Annotated in this window: 11 protein-coding genes; 5 read left to right on the forward strand and 6 right to left on the reverse strand. The window is 59.0% G+C overall.

What is annotated here, in order from left to right; translation table 11 throughout:
- Nucleotides 1-179: 179 nt before the first annotated feature.
- The 4 genes from putP (at nt 180) to AB4N74_RS26295 (ending at nt 5,382) form a co-directional block, all read left to right on the forward strand.
- Entirely contained in the window at nt 180-1,664 is a 1,485-nt protein-coding gene (putP, locus tag AB4N74_RS26280; RefSeq protein ID WP_093430114.1) for a sodium/proline symporter PutP, read from the forward strand.
- Between the two features lie 351 nt (nt 1,665-2,015).
- A complete protein-coding gene (locus AB4N74_RS26285; protein ID WP_460097692.1) occupies nt 2,016-4,031 on the forward strand; it encodes a type VI secretion system Vgr family protein in 2,016 nt (671 codons plus the stop codon).
- Entirely contained in the window at nt 4,021-4,734 is a 714-nt protein-coding gene (locus tag AB4N74_RS26290; protein ID WP_460097694.1) for a DUF4123 domain-containing protein, read from the forward strand. Before AB4N74_RS26285 ends, AB4N74_RS26290 begins: the two co-directional genes overlap by 11 nt.
- 327 nt (nt 4,735-5,061) lie before the next feature.
- On the forward strand, nt 5,062-5,382 hold the full coding sequence (locus tag AB4N74_RS26295) for a hypothetical protein (RefSeq protein ID WP_186621237.1): 321 nt from the start codon (nt 5,062-5,064) through the stop codon (nt 5,380-5,382).
- Nucleotides 5,383-5,432: 50 nt separating this feature from the next.
- On the opposite strand, the gene AB4N74_RS26300 is transcribed toward AB4N74_RS26295, so the two are convergent.
- Complete coding sequence (locus AB4N74_RS26300) at nt 5,433-5,888, reverse strand: hypothetical protein (protein ID WP_093430118.1); 456 nt, start codon at nt 5,886-5,888, stop codon at nt 5,433-5,435.
- Between the two features lie 516 nt (nt 5,889-6,404).
- On the opposite strand from AB4N74_RS26300, the gene AB4N74_RS26305 reads away from it, so the two are divergent.
- The gene (locus AB4N74_RS26305) at nt 6,405-7,244 is read left to right on the forward strand and encodes a 23S rRNA (adenine(2030)-N(6))-methyltransferase RlmJ (protein WP_093430119.1); all 840 of its coding nucleotides are present in this window, start codon (nt 6,405-6,407) and stop codon (nt 7,242-7,244) included.
- Between the two features lie 129 nt (nt 7,245-7,373).
- Here the strand turns inward: AB4N74_RS26305 and msrA are convergent, their stop codons facing one another.
- The 5 genes from msrA to aceE all read right to left on the reverse strand — a co-directional run bounded on the left by msrA (nt 7,374) and on the right by aceE (nt 17,510).
- Nucleotides 7,374-8,039 carry a peptide-methionine (S)-S-oxide reductase MsrA gene (gene msrA, locus AB4N74_RS26310; protein ID WP_093430120.1) on the reverse strand — a complete coding sequence of 222 codons (666 nt, stop codon included), beginning with the start codon at nt 8,037-8,039 and terminating at the stop codon, nt 7,374-7,376.
- Nucleotides 8,040-8,259: 220 nt separating this feature from the next.
- Nucleotides 8,260-10,956 (reverse strand): putative bifunctional diguanylate cyclase/phosphodiesterase, encoded by a 2,697-nt coding sequence (locus AB4N74_RS26315; protein ID WP_093430121.1) that lies wholly within the window; start codon nt 10,954-10,956, stop codon nt 8,260-8,262.
- 252 nt (nt 10,957-11,208) lie between these two features.
- A complete protein-coding gene (locus AB4N74_RS26320; RefSeq protein WP_460097696.1) occupies nt 11,209-12,606 on the reverse strand; it encodes an alkaline phosphatase D family protein in 1,398 nt (465 codons plus the stop codon).
- Between the two features lie 276 nt (nt 12,607-12,882).
- The gene (aceF, locus tag AB4N74_RS26325) at nt 12,883-14,853 is read right to left on the reverse strand and encodes a dihydrolipoyllysine-residue acetyltransferase (RefSeq protein WP_460097698.1); all 1,971 of its coding nucleotides are present in this window, start codon (nt 14,851-14,853) and stop codon (nt 12,883-12,885) included.
- Nucleotides 14,854-14,864: 11 nt separating this feature from the next.
- On the reverse strand, nt 14,865-17,510 hold the full coding sequence (gene aceE / locus AB4N74_RS26330; protein WP_007915682.1) for a pyruvate dehydrogenase (acetyl-transferring), homodimeric type: 2,646 nt from the start codon (nt 17,508-17,510) through the stop codon (nt 14,865-14,867).
- Nucleotides 17,511-17,793 lie beyond the last annotated feature (283 nt).

Genomic DNA, 17,793 nt, shown 5'->3' on the forward strand with positions numbered 1-17,793 from the left:
TTGTTGCATAGCATTCGCGCCCTAGGTGCAACCGGGAATAACCCGGTGTACCGGCTGATGGCTTTCCTGGGGAAACATCAGTCCTAAATGCGCGGGATCCCGGATCGTCTGCCAAACGTCGTCGTTTGCGTGCGGTTCACCACCGCCGCTACATAAAAACAAAGCCAGGGCGTAACTCAATGAGCGTAAGCAATCCAACCCTGATCACGTTCGTGATCTACATCGCAGCAATGGTGCTGATCGGCTTGATGGCCTATCGCTCCACCAACAACCTTTCTGACTATATCCTCGGCGGTCGAAGCCTCGGCAGCGTCGTCACCGCGCTGTCCGCCGGTGCTTCCGATATGAGCGGCTGGTTGTTGATGGGCCTGCCGGGCGCCATCTATATGTCCGGTCTGTCTGAAAGCTGGATCGCCATCGGTCTGGTCATCGGTGCCTACCTGAACTGGCTGTTCGTTGCCGGCCGTCTGCGCGTGCAGACCGAGCACAATGGCGACGCCCTGACCCTGCCGGACTACTTTGCCAGCCGTTTCGAAGACAAAAGCGGCCTGCTGCGGATCATCTCGGCGATCGTGATTCTGGTGTTCTTCACCATCTACTGCGCTTCCGGCATTGTGGCCGGTGCCCGTCTGTTCGAAAGCACCTTCGGCATGTCCTACGAGACCGCGCTGTGGGCCGGTGCTGCGGCGACAATTGCCTACACCTTTATCGGCGGTTTCCTGGCAGTGAGCTGGACCGACACCGTACAAGCCACTCTGATGATTTTCGCGCTGATCCTTACGCCAATCATCGTGCTGCTGGCCACCGGTGGTGTCGACACCACGTTCCTGGCCATCGAAGCGCAAGATCCAAGCAACTTCGACATGCTCAAAGGCACCACTTTCATCGGCATCATCTCGCTGATGGGCTGGGGTCTGGGCTACTTCGGCCAACCGCATATCCTCGCGCGTTTCATGGCGGCGGATTCGGTGAAATCGATCGCCAAGGCGCGTCGCATTTCCATGACCTGGATGATCCTGTGCCTGGGTGGCACCGTGGCGGTGGGCTTCTTCGGTATCGCGTATTTCTCGGCACACCCGGAAGTGGCCGGTCCCGTGACCGAGAACCCTGAGCGCGTGTTCATCGAACTGGCGAAGATCCTCTTCAATCCGTGGGTGGCCGGTGTCCTGCTGTCGGCGATTCTGGCTGCCGTCATGAGCACCCTGAGCTGCCAGTTACTGGTGTGCTCGAGCGCCCTGACTGAAGATTTCTATAAAGCCTTCCTGCGCAAATCCGCCTCCCAGGTTGAGCTGGTCTGGGTCGGCCGCGCCATGGTGCTGTTGGTGGCACTGATCGCGATCGCTCTGGCCGCCAACCCGGAAAACCGCGTACTGGGCCTGGTGTCCTACGCATGGGCCGGTTTCGGTGCTGCGTTCGGTCCGGTTGTGCTGATCTCGGTTATCTGGAAAGGCATGACTCGCGACGGCGCACTGGCCGGTATTCTGGTCGGCGCGATCACCGTGGTGGTCTGGAAGCATTTCGAACTGCTGGGTCTGTACGAAATCATCCCGGGCTTCATCTTCGCCAGCCTGGCCATCTACATCGTCAGCAAGATGGGCGAGCCGACCAGAGGCATGGTGCAACGCTTCGACGCGGCGGAAAAAGATTTCCACCTGAACAAGTGATTGTTCTGAGCTGAGGCTCACCGGAAAACGGCCCGTTTCCTATAGGAGGCGGGCCGTTTTTTTGTGCCTGTGATTTCTCTGATTCACCGCGATCCCCTGTAGGAGTGAGCCTGCTCGCGATAGCGGTTCATCAGTAACGAAAATGTTGACTGTCACACTGCTATCGCGAGCAGGCTCACTCCTACAAGGTTCGGCGGTGGTTTTGGAGACTTGTCTGTAGTTGAAGGCGCCGCTTTTTGCAGGGTTTTTCGTCAATGAAAGTAGGGCAAATCTGATTTTCCAGTCACCCATTCATCACCCCTTGCCCCTCATGCAGAATCGCCCGCCCTTCATTCTGCAGAGAGACATCGGATGTTCGCGCCTGCCAATCAACCGCGTTTCACGTTGACCCTCGAAGGCGCCCAACATGACCTCAAGGTCCTTGAGTTCACGGGCAAGGAAGCCATCAGCCAACCCTTTCGCTTCGAGCTGGAACTGGTCAGTGAACGGCCGGACCTGGACCTCGAAAGCCTGTTGCACTGTCAGGCGTTTCTGAGCCTGGATGCTCAGGGTTCTGGTATTCACGGTCAGATTTATCAGGTCGGGCAGGGCGATTCCGGGAAACGTCTGACGCGTTATCACATCAGCCTGGTCCCGCGTCTGACCTACCTCGGCCAGCGGATCAATCAGCGGATCTTCCAGCATCTGACGGTGCCGCAAATTGTCGCGCGAGTGCTCAAGGATCATTCGATCCTGCGTGATGCTTTTGAATTTCGCCTCGGCAGCGATTACCCAGTGCGTGAGTATTGCGTGCAGTACGCCGAGAGTGACCTGGCCTTTATCCAGCGCCTGTGTGCCGAGGTCGGCATTCATTACCATTTCCAACACAGTCCCCACGGTCACCTGTTGGTTTTTGGCGATGACCAGACCGTGTTCCCGCGTCTGGGCGAGTCGACGGTTTATCTGCCGGGCAGTGGCATGTCCGCTGGCGCGCGGGCGATTCAGCGCTTTAACGTTCGCGTGGAAACCCGTACCAGCGTGGTCACCCGGCGCGACTACAACTTCGAAAAGCCGCGCCTGCAGTTGCAAAGCCGTATCGACGGCGAGCAGCGCCCGGTGCTGGAGGACTATCATTTCCCCGGCCAATTCAATGATCGGGAAACCGGCAAGCACCTGGCCCAGCGGGCACTTGAGCGACATGTCGCCGATTACCGTCAGGCTGAAGGCGTCAGCGACGAATCCGCATTGGTTTGCGGACATTTCCTGCAACTGACCGAGCATCCGCGCCACGACTGGAATGACCTCTGGTTGCTGACCGCCATCGAGCATCATGGCCGCCAGCCGCAGGTGCTGGAGGAATCGGTGACCAGCGATGGCGAGGGATTTCAGGGTTACCGTAATAGCTTTGTCACCACACCGTGGGACGTGTTCTTCCGCCCGGCGCTGGGGCCGGAAAAACCACGCATGCTCGGCTATCAACCGGCGGTCGTGACCGGGCCGAAAGACACGGAAATCCACTGCGACGAGTACGGCCGGGTCAAGGTGCAACTGGCCTGGGATCGCGACGGCGAATTGAACGAGCATTCCAGTTGCTGGCTGCGCGTTGCTACTAATTGGGCGCACGACCTTTACGGCAGTGTGCTGATTCCGCGAGTCGGCATGGAAGTGCTGGTCGGCTTCATCGATGCCGACGCCGACAAGCCTTTGGTCGTGGGCTGCCTGCCCAACGCCGCGACGCCGATTCCGCTGGACCTGCCGGCGGACAAGACTCGTAGCATTTTTCGTAGTCAGAGCAGCCCCGGCGGTGGCGGCTACAACGAACTGCGCATTGAGGATAAGAAAGGCGCTGAGGAAATCTATCTGCGCGCCCAGCGTAACTGGACGCAGCATGTGTTGAACGATCAACAGGTGCAGGTTGATAACCAGCGCAGCATCGTCGTTACCGGCACCGCTCGGCATGAGTTGAAGGCAGATGAGCAGCGCATCACCCACGGGCAGCGCCAGACCGAAGTGAAGCAGGACGATCATCTGAGCGTGACCGGCGACCGTCATGTTCGCGTGAGTAATCAGGCGATCAGCGCCAGTGGGCAATTCCACGTCAGCGCCGGTCAGCAAGTGGTCATCGACGGCGGCGCGAGTGCGACGATTCAGGCGGGCGGGCAGTGGATCAACATCGGTCCCGGCGGGATTTTCAGCAGCGTGCCGATTGTTGTGGGCGGTGCGCCGATGGCGGCGATGAGTGCCGCGCCGGTTGTACCGGGATTGCCGGAGAAACTCGCCGCCGCGCCGGCTGCCATGCTCACCGCTGCACAAATCATGAGTTTTAAAGGTGATGCGCCATTCTGCGAAGAGTGTGAGCGTTGCAAGGACGGTCTCTGTGCAGCCTGATTCCCTTTTGCCTGTTGATTGGCTGGCGCGTGAACCGTTGAGCGCATCCGAGCAATTGTTTGCGGTGTTCAGCAATGCCAGCGAGGCAAAGCCGTTCAAGGCTTGGTCAGAAGCGGCCAGTCCGATCTGGGCCGGGACGATCTATGCCGAGTGGGATGCGGTGATGCCTTACGTGGGAGTTGTCGCCGCCGACAGTGAGTTTCTGCATTGGGTCGCCACTACCGAGTCGCGGGATTGGGGATGGTTGGCGGTGTCTTCGGCGAGTCTTGAAGAGGTGGCGGCGCACTTTCGCAGCCTCACCCAAGTGTGGATGCCGGGCGGCAAAACGGTGTTTTTTCGTTTCTGGGACGGGCGGTTCCTATTGCCGGTTCTGCAGGCCAATGAAGTGGATACGGCGCAGCTGTTTCCGCTGATCGGGCGTTGTTTGATTAATGGTCAGGCGCTGGAAATTGGTGGCAGGGCGCAGGTTTCGGGGCGGGCATTGCCGTGGTGGCAGGTGCCGGAGTCAGTGCTGGCGCAGCAGGGTAATGACGTGCAAACGGCCAATGCGTTGCAGTGGTTGAGCGAAGAATATCCGGTTCTTTTCGAGGCCTTTCCCGAGGCGGTTTTGCGTTGCAAGGTGAGGCGGTTTTTTCAGGTTTCAATGTCGGAAGATTCGTCGCAATCGGCGTTGCTGGCGTTTTTGCTGGCAGAGTCGGAGTGAGTTTTCGGGGCGAAGGTCTCGGACGATTCCTTCGAGTTGCGGCGGTTTTCATGAACTGGTGGGCGGTGGGTTGCAGGGATAGTCTTTTCGTTGTCACTGCGAGAGTGGTGACAGGGTGTAGGAGCCCTCTACCTATGGTGCATCAGCGCTGTTGTTTGAATTGCGGCACGTAACTTGTGTGAGCAATGTCGTCAGCGGCGGCTGTGTGCGGGACACGCTTCGGCGTGGCCGAATTCCATGGGTCGGTTTCCTACTCCCGTGCACGGCTGCCACCCAATCCCGTAGGAAGGAATGCGGCAGTTCACTTACACTCTATGGAAGATAGAAATGACGACAATACGAACGGCTCCACCCTACGAAAAGATCATCCCCCATCCCGACAACCGCTTCATGGCCCTGACCGGCAATTGCAGCGACATGCCGACGCTGTTCATCGACACCCACGTGCCCCTCGACATCCTCATGGACGCCGCCAACCATCGTCTGCGCGCCGTGATCCAGGTGCTGGAAAACATGTGCATGCGCGGCTCGGTCGAATGCGACTCCGTCATCCTCAGCGACTTCGCCCAGCTCTGCGTGATTCCTTTGCGCGACGGCTGTGATGTGCTGGATGTCATCGGCAGGCGCCTGCGCGGCATGCCCGCCTGAAAAAGGTCAAAAGATCGCAGCCTGCGGCAGCTCCTACACGAGATTGGTGCTCACCCTGTTGGAGCTGCCGAAGGCTGCGATCCTTTGACTTTGATGGATGGAATGTACGCATCCTGCGTTTTGATAAAGCGGCTGAACGCCTCGGAGTTGTAGACCTTCAGGCACGCAAGGAACACTACTTTTTCATTCGAGTATTTGCTGTTTGAAGGTGTCTCTTCGTAAGCCGTTAATACGTAGTTTCGGGTTTCTTTATAGGGGTCGTGCAGCACCTGCAGTGTGTCTTCATTTTGCAGGATGGAATGCATGCCTTTGCCCATGAACGAATAGGCATTGGCGGACAATGCGATGTCTTTTTCCAGCGCGGAGTGTTCGTTGAATGGCTTCAGAATGCAGTGGCTCAGGCCGTAGTTCTTTAGTGTCTCGCGTGCCTGTTCAATGTGAGTTTCGTCGGCAAGGGCGAGGTATGGGCTAAGCAGGCTGAATAAGCAGATGATCAGATATCGCATGAGTTTTTGACTTCCTGTCGTTCATGGCTAGCCAGTTTAACGCCATAAAGCAAAGCCCCTCACCCTAACCCTCTCCCAGAGGGAGAGGGGACTGACCGAGTTGTCTGGGTGATGTACGCCGACCTGAGATTTCAGCGGTGAACTTCGCTTGGCCAAGCCTGGAGAGTGGTGTTCTTTCGGGGGACTGACCGAGTTGTCTGGGTGATGTACGCCGACCTGCGACTTCAGCGGTGAACTTCGCTTGGCCAAGCCTGGAGGGTGGTGTTGTTTCGGGGGACTGACCGAGTTGTCTGGGCGGTTTACGCCGACTTGCGACTTCTGCACTGATCTTCGCTTGGACAAACCTGAGATCACGCTGATCTTTCAGGTCGGTGTAACTCGCAAGATCACCACCGTCAGTCCCCTCTCCCTCGGGGAGAGGGCTAGGGTGAGGGAAAGGCTTTTGTCCGCTCGGCTGCGAACCCCTGACTTGCCGCCCGGTAAAAGGTAAACTTTGCGCCCTTCGCAGGAGCAGCCATGAATTATCGTCACGCCTTCCATGCCGGCAATCACGCCGATGTGTTCAAACACCTGACCTTGACCCGCCTCATCGCCTTGATGTCGCGCAAGGAGCAGCCGTTTGCCTATCTCGACACGCACGCCGGCATCGGTCTGTATGACTTGCAGGGCGATCAGGCCAACCGTACCGGTGAGTACCTGGAAGGCATCGCGCGCTTATGGGATCAACCGGATCTGCCGGCGCTGACCGCCGACTACATGAAGGTGCTGCATGATATGAACCCGGACGGCCAGTTGCGCTATTACCCGGGTTCGCCGGAGCTGGCGCGGCGCCTGACCCGTCCGCAGGACCGGGTGATGCTCAACGAGAAACACCCGGAAGACGGCGTGCTGCTCAAGGACAACATGGCCGGCGATCGTCGGGTCAAGGTTCATCTCGGCGAAGGCTGGCACGTCGCTCGTGCGATGTTGCCGGTGCAGGAAAAGCGCGCGGTGATGCTGATTGACCCGCCGTTCGAACAGCTCGACGAGATGCAACGTTGCGCGGCGTCGTTGAAAGAGGCGATTGGTCGTATGCGCCAAACCGTGGCGGCGATCTGGTATCCAGTGAAGGACCAGCGTGCGTTGCGCCGTTTCTATCAGGATCTGGCTGGCACCGGTGCGCCGAAGTTGCTGCGTGTGGAGCTGCTGGTGCATCCGCTGGATACGCCGAACAGCCTGAACGGTTCGGGCATGGCGATTGCCAATCCGCCGTGGGGGCTGGAGGAGGAATTACGTGAGCTGCTGCCGTGGTTGTCGAAGAAGCTGGGGCAGACTCAGGGTGGGTGGCAGATGGATTGGTTGATTGCCGAGAGCTGATCAACGGCAAGATCAAAAGATCGCAGCCTGCGGCAGCTCCTACGCGGTTCGGCGTCGTCCACGAATGTGCGGACGATCACTGATCTCCTGTAGGAGCTGCCGAAGGCTGCGATCTTTTGCTTTCAAGGGTCAGTTACCCGCCAGGCTCGGTGGCATGCACACGCCGGTGCCGCCGATCCCGCAATAACCCTCAGGATTCTTCGCCAGATACTGCTGGTGATACGCCTCGGCGAAGTACACGGTCGGCGCCTGTTCGATTTCGGTGCTGATTTCCCCCAGACCTGCTTTCGACAGCTCGGCCTGATAGGTCGCTTTGCTTTTCAGCGCCGCGTCCAGATGCTCAGGCGAGGTTGCGTAGATCACCGAGCGGTACTGCGTGCCGATGTCATTGCCTTGGCGCATGCCCTGCGTCGGGTTGTGCAGTTCCCAGAACATCGCCAGCAGCTCTTCGTAGCTGACCTTGGCCTTGTCATACACCACCAGCACCACTTCAGCGTGGCCGGTCAGGCCCGAGCAGACTTCTTCGTAGGTCGGATTCGGCGTGAAACCGCCGGCATAACCGACGACCGTGCTGACCACGCCTTCACGCTGCCAGAAGCGGCGCTCGGCGCCCCAGAAGCAGCCCAGACCGAAGATCGCAAAGTCGACGTCCTGGAAAAACGGGCCAAGCAGCGGGGTTTCTTCAAACACGAAGTGCTTTTCAGGCAGGGTCATCGCGGTTTCGCGGCCGGGCAGAGCTTGTTCTTTAGTCGGGAGCACGTTCTTGTTCACCAGAATTTCCGAGCGCAGAACCATGATCGTTCCTCTCAGTCAGGTTGGATGTGAAAAGTCAGACCGCCAGTGTGCCGAATGATGCCCGACTTCGCACTCTCCAAATGTGGGGGCGACGGTGCGACGATTCGACTTGCTCGCGAAAGCGGTGGGTCAGGCAATGTTGATGTCGACTGACACTCCGTCTTCGCGAGCAGGCTCGCTCCCACAGGGGAGTGTCTTCTAGAGGAACGGCTTGTGGTGATCAGAGGCAGAGCGGACCGCGCGGGTAGCGTTTCAGCGCTTGGATGAGTTCAGCGCCCGGAATCGGCCGGTCAAACAGGTAACCCTGTCCGACATCGCAACGGTGGCGGCGCAGGAACGCCAGTTGTTCGGCGGTCTCGATGCCTTCGGCCACAACCTTGAGTTTCAGGTTGTGCGCCATGGCGATCACCGCCGAGGTGATTTCCATGTCGTCCTGGTTGTCGGGAATTTCGTGGATGAAGCTGCGATCAATCTTGATGATGTCGATCGGGAATTTCTTCAAATAACTCAGCGATGAATACCCGGTGCCGAAGTCGTCCATGGCTAGCGTCAACCCAAGGCGCTTGAGCTGGTCGAGTTGCAAGTGGGTGTCTTCGGTGGCTTCCAGCAGCAGGCCTTCGGTCAGCTCCAGCTCGAGCAGATTGGCCGGCAGCGCTTCTTCCTTGAGGATGTTGGCGATCGAGGCGACCAGATCCGGGTCGGAGAACTGTTTCGGCGACAGGTTGATCGCCACTTGCAGATTGCCCATGCCGGCGGCAGTCAACGCCTTGCTCATGCGGCAGGCCTGACGCGCGATCCACTTGCCGATCGGAATGATCAAGCCGGTTTCTTCGGCGACGCTGATGAACTGGTCCGGGCGAATCATGCCGCGTTCCGGGTGGTTCCAGCGCAGCAGCGCTTCCATGCCCAGCAGACGCCCGCTGCGCAGGCACAGCTTGGGCTGGTAGAACACGTCCAGCTCGTTCTGGGTCAGGGCTCGGCGCAGGTTGTTTTCGACGAACAGTTTGTAGCTGGCCTCGGCGTTCAGTGCTTCGGTGAAGACTTGCACCTGATGTTTACCGTTGGCCTTGGCTTTGTGCAGCGCCAGGCCGGCGTTACGCATCAGCGTTTGCGGATCGCGACCGTGTAGCGGCGCGCAGGCCAGGCCGACCGAACCGGTGACGCTGATCAACTGGTTGTCGACGAACATCGGCTTGTCGAGGGTCGCCAGCAATTGGTTGGCGATCTGCTGACCGGTCGCCAGGTCGGTGTCGTCGAGCAGCACGGCAAACTCGTTACTGGCGAACCGCGCGAGGCTGCCACTTGGGCTCAGGCTGTTGCGCAGACGCCGGGCCAGACTGATCAGCAGCTTGTCGCCGGTCTGGTGACCGAGGCTGTCGTTGATCCGCTTGAAATTGTCGATGTCGACCAGCAACAGGCTGATCGGCGTATCGCTGTCGCGGGCGAAGCGTTCGTCCAGATTGCGGATAAACGCCGGCCGGTTGCCGAGGTTGGTCAGGTTGTCGGTGTAGGCCAGTCGTTCGATGCGCTGCTGCGCCAGTTTGGTCTGGGTGATGTCTTCGTAGATGCCGATGTAATGCGTCAGCTCACGGTTGTCACCGTAGACTTTGGAGATCGAGAGCTGACCCCAGTACGGTTCGAGGTTCTTGCGGCGGCTTTTGAATTCGCCCTGCCAGCTGTTGCTCTTGGCCAGCGCCGAGGGCGCGTCGAACAACAGTTCACTGAGGTTTTCCAGCGCCGGCAGCTCGGACAGACGCTGGCCGTGGACTTCTTCGGTGGTGTATTGGGTGATCGCGGTGAAGCTCGGGTTGACGTACTCGACCACGCCGTCGCAATTGACCAGCAAAAACGCGTTGGCGCTTTGCTCGACTGCACGCTGGAACAGGTGCAGGGCGCTGGTGGCTGTGCGGCGGTTGTGGTTGTTGATGACTTGCGCAAACTGGTCAGCCAGCTCACCGGCAAAGGCGATTTCGTCGGACTGCCAGGCGCGGGTGACGCCGGTCTGTTCCAGACACAGCACGCCGACCACTTGCCCGTCGACGCGAATACTGGCGTCGAGCATGGCGTTGACGTCGCGCGGGCGCAGGGCTTCGGCCATCTCCCGGGTACGCGGGTCGCGCATCGCGTTGTGCGCATCGATGGCGCGACTGCCGTGCAGGGCGTCCATGTAATCCGGGAAGCTACTGATGTCGATCACGTCCGGAAGGATGTATTCCTGGGTCGCGCGGTGGTACGCGGAGATCGGCACCAGATGCTGGCCTTCGAGGTTCCACAAGCTGGCGCAGTCGATTTCATAGATATCGCAGGCGCAGCGGGTGATCAGCTCGGCGGCTTCCTGCAACGAGTTGTGCGTGCTGTAGCGCTGGCGCGCGAGCAGCAGAATCAGGTCCTGCTGGGCGCGCACGCGTTCCAGGTGCTGCAGTTGTTCCTGCTGCGCGCGTTGATTGAGTTCAAGGGCGATTTGCAGGCGTGAATTCTGGGTTTCGAGGTCGACGCAGGGCACCTGCGGCACTTCGTCGAACACATCATCGACCGCCAATAGATAGCCGCGCAGCAGATGACGATTGTGCTGTTTATACGCTTCGCCCAATTCGAGGATGTTCAGCTTGCCTGCGGCGGTGTGCAGGGTATAGCGCACCAGATAATGCGGGCTGTCGCGCAGTTGCTGCTGGATCGCGTCGTGCAGTTGATAGCGCGCTTCGGGTTCCATCAGGCTGGCGTAGGGTGAACCGACCAGGGCGCAAAGCTCAACGGCCGGCTGACCGAACTGGCGTTCACAGTTGGGATCGAGAAACAGCATCGCCCAACTGGCTTCATTCAAGCGCTCGAAACGCAGCATGCCGAGCCGCGAGGGCACAGGCAACTGCGTCACTACCTCGGCCGCCATACGGCTGGCGGCATCGGGTTGGCTCTTCATGAAGGGAACTCGCTTGGAAATATGCTGAACGCGCCGGGCTCTCGCCCTCTTTACTGTTGCCTGCGGCAAGGTTGCATCATTGCGGCACTGACTGACAAGAGACATGAAGGCCAAGTGCTATAAGAATATGTCGGCTGCGTCGGGCATTTCTCCAGCACGTCGTTGAAAAGAGTAAAAGATCGCAGCCTTGGGCAGTGTCTACAGGGGAATGCGCCCTCTGTAGGCGCTGTCGAAGGCTGCGATCTTTAAGGCTTAGCGCAGCTTTATGGCGATCGACTGCAGCCGTTTTCCATCCCGATCATGGTAATTGACCACAAGCTGATCAGCCTCGACCACCAAGTGGGCGAAATTGTCTTCACTCACCACCGTGCTGGTCAGTTCATGCCGATAATCGCCCGCCGCCGTGCGCACCAGCGGCTGATCCAGGATGAACGTGGACGCTTTGGCATATGGCAGCAGTTTGCTGTTGCACAGCGGCGAGGACACCACCGTGTGGATTTCGAAGTCCGGGTCTTCGCTGTGTGTCAAACGAGCCGTCAGCGAGCCATGCACGTCCCCGGAAATGAACACGACATTCTTGATTCGCCGGGTGCGGATGGTTTCCAGCAGGCGCAGACGTTGTTCGGGAAAGGCTTTCCAGGCGTCATCGCCGTGGCGTTTGCGATCGGGATAGAACATCACGCTGGTGACCACGAACTTGACCCGCGCTGTGCTGTGGCTCAGCCATTTGAGCAGGGCCTGTTCCTGTGCCTCGTCGAGGATGCGTCGGTCATCGGCTGACAAGTTGCGGCGGGTGCGACTATCGGTGACAAACCATTCGATATCGCCGTCGCTGAATTGATACCAGTAATGCTCAAGTGTCGAGTGATCTATTTCACCGTTACTTGTCAGCGGATGTACCGGGCTATGACTGGCCTGATACAACTCATAGGCAGCCATTGCGTTACGGTACAAGTCGCCGTCGGACTTGCTGGCATTGGCAGGCCAGTTATCTTCGATTTCGTGATCATCGAGAATCATGTAAGTCGACGTGCCAGACATCAACCGTTGAATGTTGGGTTGGGAAAACGCGGCGCGGTACTTGTTGAGAATGTCTTTGTATTCGCGATCCGGTGCGACCAGGTTCAAGTCGTCCACATAAATTTGATCGCCTGTCATCAATACCGCGCTGATCGGGGGTTGTATGCCCTCGATGAGCTGATTGATGGATGCAAAGATCCGGTCACCCAGTTGCGGCAGGGAGGCAATGCCAGCAGTCATGCGCAAGTAGCGGCAGGAGCCGACGATGTAGGCTCTGGGGTGCAGGGCTTTGCTGGAGCGGGTGCGCAGGCGATAGATTTCCCGTGGCCATTGCAACGGCAACTCGGCAACGCTGTCTGGCGTATGTACCGGATTCATCGGGCTGAACCAGCCGGTCTGATATTCATATTCGGTGTCGGCACTCAAGTTGTTGAGGGCGAACACATGTGACATGTCGCGTAATTCACTCAGTTGCGCAAAGTTACCTTTGGACCAATGTTGTGTGCTGGAAGCGCGATAACGAATCCCGGCAAATACCGGCGAGTTGTTCTGACGATCGCCACGCATGAAGATGCGCACATGATCAGTTGTAACGTGGCCGGTAATTGGGCCGATAGTTGGTTTTAACATGTCGATTCCATTCGAATTAACTTGAATTAACAGGGTTTCACTAAGTTTTCTTAGTTGAATTGGTTGCGCCTAGGTTAGTTGCGTATCGAATAAAAAAGATCGGTGCCAAGTCGACCGGAGTTGTGGCCGATGTCAGCGCGACGTGTGGGAAAAAGACGAGGGAGGTGTTTCTTCAGGCAAAAAAAAGCCCCGCCAAACTGACGGGGTTGAGGTACGAGCGTGTGGCGCTCGAAAGGGTGCAGCAATCGGCCCTCCGTTGCCGGAGGGCCGATCGAGTTACAGCAGGATCGTGCGGATGTCCGCCAGCAGGCTGCCCAGACGCTGGGTGAAGCGTGCGGCAGCGGCACCGTTGATCACACGGTGATCGTAGGACAGCGACAGCGGCAGCATCAGTTTCGGCTGGAAGGCTTTGCCGTCCCAGACTGGCTGGATGGTTGCCTTGGAAACACCGAGGATCGCCACTTCCGGCGCGTTGACGATCGGCGTGAAGCCGGTGCCGCCAATGTGGCCAAGACTGGAAATGGTGAAGCAGGCGCCCTGCATGTCGTCAGCAGTCAGCTTCTTGTCGCGGGCTTTGGCGGCCAGCGCAGCGGCTTCGGCTGCCAGTTGCAACAGGCTCTTCTGATCGACGTTCTTGATCACCGGTACCAGCAGGCCATCCGGGGTGTCGACGGCGAAGCCGATGTTCACGTACTTCTTGCGGATGATCGCTTTGCCGCTTGGCGCCAGCGAACTGTTGAAGTCCGGCAGCTCCTTGAGCATGTGCGCGCACGACTTGAGCAGCAGCGGCAGGATGGTCAGCTTGACGCCGGCCTTCTCTGCAATGGCTTTCTGCGCCACGCGGAACGCTTCCAGCTCGGTGATATCAGCCGAATCGAACTGAGTCACGTGCGGGATGTTCAGCCAGCTGCGGTGCAGGCTCGACGCGCCGATCTGCATCAGGCGAGTCATCGGCACTTCTTCGATTTCGCCGAAACGGCTGAAGTCGACGACCGGAATCGGCGGGATGCCCGCGCCACCGGTTGCGCCCGCTGCAGCGGCCGGTGCTTCCTTGGCCTTCTGCATCATCGCTTTGACGTAAACCTGCACGTCTTCTTTCAAGATACGACCGTGCGGGCCGCTGGCGCCGACAGCGTTCAGCTCGACGCCGAACTCACGGGCCAGTTGACGCACCGCTGGGCCGGCGTGAACTTTCGCGCCCGGCTTGGCCGGTGCGGCGGCTGGAGCGGCAGCAGCAGGTGCAGCAGCCGGAGCAGCAGCGGCAGGTGCCGGAGCGCTCGGAGCAGCAGCGGCGGCAGTTGGAGCCGGGGCAGCAGCAGGGGCCGCGCCTTTGACTTTCAGCTTCAGAATCAGGTCGCCAGTACCGACTTCGTCATCCAGCTTGATGGAAACGCTTTCCACCACGCCAGCGGCAGGCGATGGGATTTCCATGCTCGCTTTGTCGGATTCCAGGGTGATCAGCGACTGGTCGGCTTCAACGCTGTCGCCAGCCTTGACCAACACTTCGATGATCTTGGCTTTGCCAGCCGAGCCGATGTCCGGAACGTGGATGTCCTGAACGCTGTCAGCCACCGGTGCTGCTGGCGCGGCTGCCGGAGCAGGCGCAGCGGCAGCGGCAGCGGCCGGTGCAGCAGCCTGGGCCGGAGCGGCAGCCGCAGGGGCCGCAGCACCCGCCACTTCCAGATCCAGAATCAGGTCGCCAGTGCCGACTTCGTCGTTGAGCTTGACGCTGATGGCTTTAACCACGCCAGCGGCAGGCGACGGGATTTCCATGCTCGCCTTGTCGGATTCCAGAGTGATCAAAGATTGATCAGCTTCGACGGTGTCGCCGACCTTGACCTGGATCTCGATGATCTGCGCCTTGCCCGAAGAGCCGATGTCCGGCACGTGCACTTGCTGAACCGAAGCGGCAGCAGGGGCAGCGGCTGGTGCAGCGGCAGCAGGCGCGGCAGCCGGTTTGGCCTCCGCTTTTGCAGCCGGCGCAGCGGCAGGAGCAGGGGCCGCTTCAGCGGCGCCCTCGACTTCCAGCTCAAGCAGTTCGTCGCCTTCTTTCAGACGGTCGCCCAGCTTCACTTTCAGGCTCTTGATGACGCCGGCTTTCGGGGCTGGCACTTCCATGCTGGCCTTGTCCGATTCCAGGGTCAGGATGCTCTGGTCGGCTTCGATACGGTCGCCGACCTTCACAAACAGTTCAATTACTTCACCTTCACCGCTGCCGATGTCAGGTACGCGAATGAGTTCGCTCACAAAATGTCTCCTCAGCAGTCCAGTGGGTTGCGTTTTTCCGGGTCGATGCCGAACTTGACGATGGCCTCAGCCACGACTTTAGGTTCGATATCACCACGGTCAGCCAGTGCTTCCAGGGCTGCCAACACCACGAAATGACGGTCGACTTCGAAGAAATGACGCAGTTTCTTGCGGCTGTCGCTGCGGCCGAAACCGTCGGTGCCCAGGACTTTGAATTCCTTGGACGGTACCCACTGACGGATCTGCTCGGCGAACAGCTTCATGTAGTCGGTAGACGCGATGACCGGACCTTTACGGCCGTTCAGGCACTCTTCGACGTAGCTCAGCTTAGGCTTCTGGCCAGGCTTGAGACGGTTGCTGCGCTCGACAGCGAGGCCGTCGCGACGCAGTTCGTTGAAGCTGGTAACGCTCCACACGTCAGCGCCGACGTTGAACTCTTCACGCAGGATCTTCGCCGCTTCACGCACTTCACGCAGGATGGTGCCGGAGCCCATCAGCTGTACGTGGTGCGCCGCATCGCGGGTGTCTTCTTCGAGCAAGTACATGCCTTTCTTGATGCCTTCTTCGGCACCGGCCGGCATGGCTGGCTGCTGGTACGACTCGTTCATCACGGTGATGTAGTAGAAGATGTCCTGTTGCTCTTCGGTCATCTTCTTCATGCCGTCCTGAATGATCACCGCCAGCTCGTAGCCGTAGGTTGGATCGTAGGTGCGGCAGTTCGGGATGGTTGCAGCCAACAGGTGGCTGTGGCCGTCTTCGTGTTGCAGGCCTTCACCGTTCAGGGTGGTACGGCCGGCGGTGCCGCCGATCAGGAAGCCACGGGTACGGCTGTCGCCGGCAGCCCAGGCCAGGTCGCCAATACGCTGGAAGCCGAACATCGAGTAGAAGATGTAGAACGGCAGCATCGGCTGGTTGTGGCTGGAGTACGAAGTACCGGCAGCGATGAAGGAACTCATGGCGCCTGCTTCGTTGATGCCTTCTTCAAGGATCTGACCTTTCTGGTCTTCCTTGTAGAACATCACCTGGTCTTTATCGACTGGCTCGTAGAGCTGGCCGACGGACGAGTAGATGCCGAGCTGACGGAACATGCCTTCCATACCGAAGGTACGGGCTTCGTCCGGGATGATCGGAACGATGCGCGGGCCGATTTCCTTGTCCTTGACCAGTTGCGCGAGGATTCGCACGAAAGCCATGGTGGTGGAAATTTCACGGTCGCCAGAGCCGTCAAGGATGGCCTTGAGGGTGTCCAGGTCCGGCGTCGGTACGCTGAAGCTTTGTGCGCGGCGCTGAGGCACGAAACCGCCCAGTGCAGTGCGACGCTCGCTGAGGTAGCGGGCTTCGGCGCTGTTTGGCTCTGGCTTGAAGAACGGCAGGTTCTCCAGCTCTTCGTCCTTGACCGGGATGTCGAAGCGATCGCGGAACAACTTCAGGCTGTCGACATCGACTTTCTTGGTGTTGTGCGCAGTGTTCTTCGCTTCGCCGGCACCGGTGCCATAACCCTTGATGGTCTTGGCCAGGATAACGGTTGGTTGTTCTTTGTGGTTGACCGCTTCGTGGTAAGCCGCATAGACCTTGTACGGGTCGTGGCCGCCACGGTTGAGTTTCCAGATCTCGTCGTCGGACAGATCAGCAACCATCGCCTTGAGTTCTGGCGTGTTGAAGAAGTGTTCACGGACGAACGCGCCGTCTTTGGCTTTGTAGTTCTGGTACTCGCCGTCGATGACTTCGTCCATGCGACGTTGCAGGATGCCGTCGACGTCTTTGGCCAGCAGTGGGTCCCAGAAACGGCCCCAGATGACTTTGGTCACGTTCCACTGAGCACCGCGGAACACGCCTTCGAGTTCCTGGATGATCTTGCCGTTGCCGCGAACCGGGCCGTCGAGGCGCTGCAGGTTGCAGTTGATGACGAAGATCAGGTTGTCCAGCTTCTCGCGGCCGGCCAGGGAGATCGCGCCCAGGGATTCCGGCTCGTCGCACTCGCCGTCGCCCAGGAAGCACCAGACTTTCTGTTTGCCCGGCTGGATGAAACCGCGGTGTTCCAGGTACTTCATGAAGCGTGCCTGGTAGATCGCTTGAATTGGACCCAGACCCATCGATACGGTCGGGAACTGCCAGAAGTCAGGCATCAGCCAAGGGTGCGGGTAGGACGACAGGCCCTGACCGTCGACTTCCTGGCGGAAGTTGTTCATCTGGTCTTCGGTGATGCGGCCTTCCATGAACGCACGGGCGTAAACGCCTGGCGAAGTGTGGCCCTGGAAGTAGATCAGGTCGCCGCCGTGTTCGTCGGTCGGGGCCTGGAAGAAGTAGTTGAAGCCGATGTCATACAGGGTCGCACTGGAAGCGAAGCTGGAGATGTGACCACCCAGGTCAGAATCTTTCAGGTTCGTACGCATTACCATGGCCATCGCGTTCCAGCGTACCAGCGAGCGAATGCGGCGTTCCATGAACAGGTCGCCAGGCATGCGTGCTTCGTGGGTTACCGGGATGGTGTTGCGGTAAGGCGTGGTGATGGCGTAAGGGAGCTGCGAGCCGCTGCGGGTCGCGAGTTCGCCCATACGGGTCATCAGATAGTGAGCACGGTCTTCGCCTTCTTTGTCGAGAACCGATTCCAGGGCGTCCAGCCATTCCTGGGTTTCGACGGGATCGAGGTCTTGCATGGCTTGCTCCAGGGCGGAAAGGCTTCCAGAATCGGTTGCCTGAGTTTGCGACTGGCCTTGTGGGCAGACGATTTAAAATTCTTGGATTGCCGATAGGTTGTTCCGGCGGCGTGTAGTTTTACTACAAATCTTCCGGCATTTCAGCCTTTCGAATGTATAGACGAGTAGTAAAACTACAGAAGAATGGCTTGTGGCCTCCGGCTGCGTTGTGAGAATAATCGTTAAGGTTGGTCTTTTACCATCCGAAAAAGGTGAAACTTTGATGTTCGCTGCCAACGATAAA

It is taken from the genome of Pseudomonas sp. H3_C08 (assembly GCF_054669455.1).

Coding starts and splice junctions, on each gene's coding strand:
- putP (WP_093430114.1), top strand. CDS start 180: ATGAGCGTAAGCAATCCAACCCTGATCACGTTCGTGATCTACATCGCA.
- AB4N74_RS26285 (WP_460097692.1), top strand. CDS start 2,016: ATGTTCGCGCCTGCCAATCAACCGCGTTTCACGTTGACCCTCGAAGGC.
- AB4N74_RS26295 (WP_186621237.1), top strand. CDS start 5,062: ATGACGACAATACGAACGGCTCCACCCTACGAAAAGATCATCCCCCAT.
- AB4N74_RS26300 (WP_093430118.1), bottom strand. CDS start 5,888: ATGCGATATCTGATCATCTGCTTATTCAGCCTGCTTAGCCCATACCTC.
- AB4N74_RS26305 (WP_093430119.1), top strand. CDS start 6,405: ATGAATTATCGTCACGCCTTCCATGCCGGCAATCACGCCGATGTGTTC.
- msrA (WP_093430120.1), bottom strand. CDS start 8,039: ATGGTTCTGCGCTCGGAAATTCTGGTGAACAAGAACGTGCTCCCGACT.
- AB4N74_RS26315 (WP_093430121.1), bottom strand. CDS start 10,956: ATGAAGAGCCAACCCGATGCCGCCAGCCGTATGGCGGCCGAGGTAGTG.
- AB4N74_RS26320 (WP_460097696.1), bottom strand. CDS start 12,606: ATGTTAAAACCAACTATCGGCCCAATTACCGGCCACGTTACAACTGAT.
- aceE (WP_007915682.1), bottom strand. CDS start 17,510: ATGCAAGACCTCGATCCCGTCGAAACCCAGGAATGGCTGGACGCCCTG.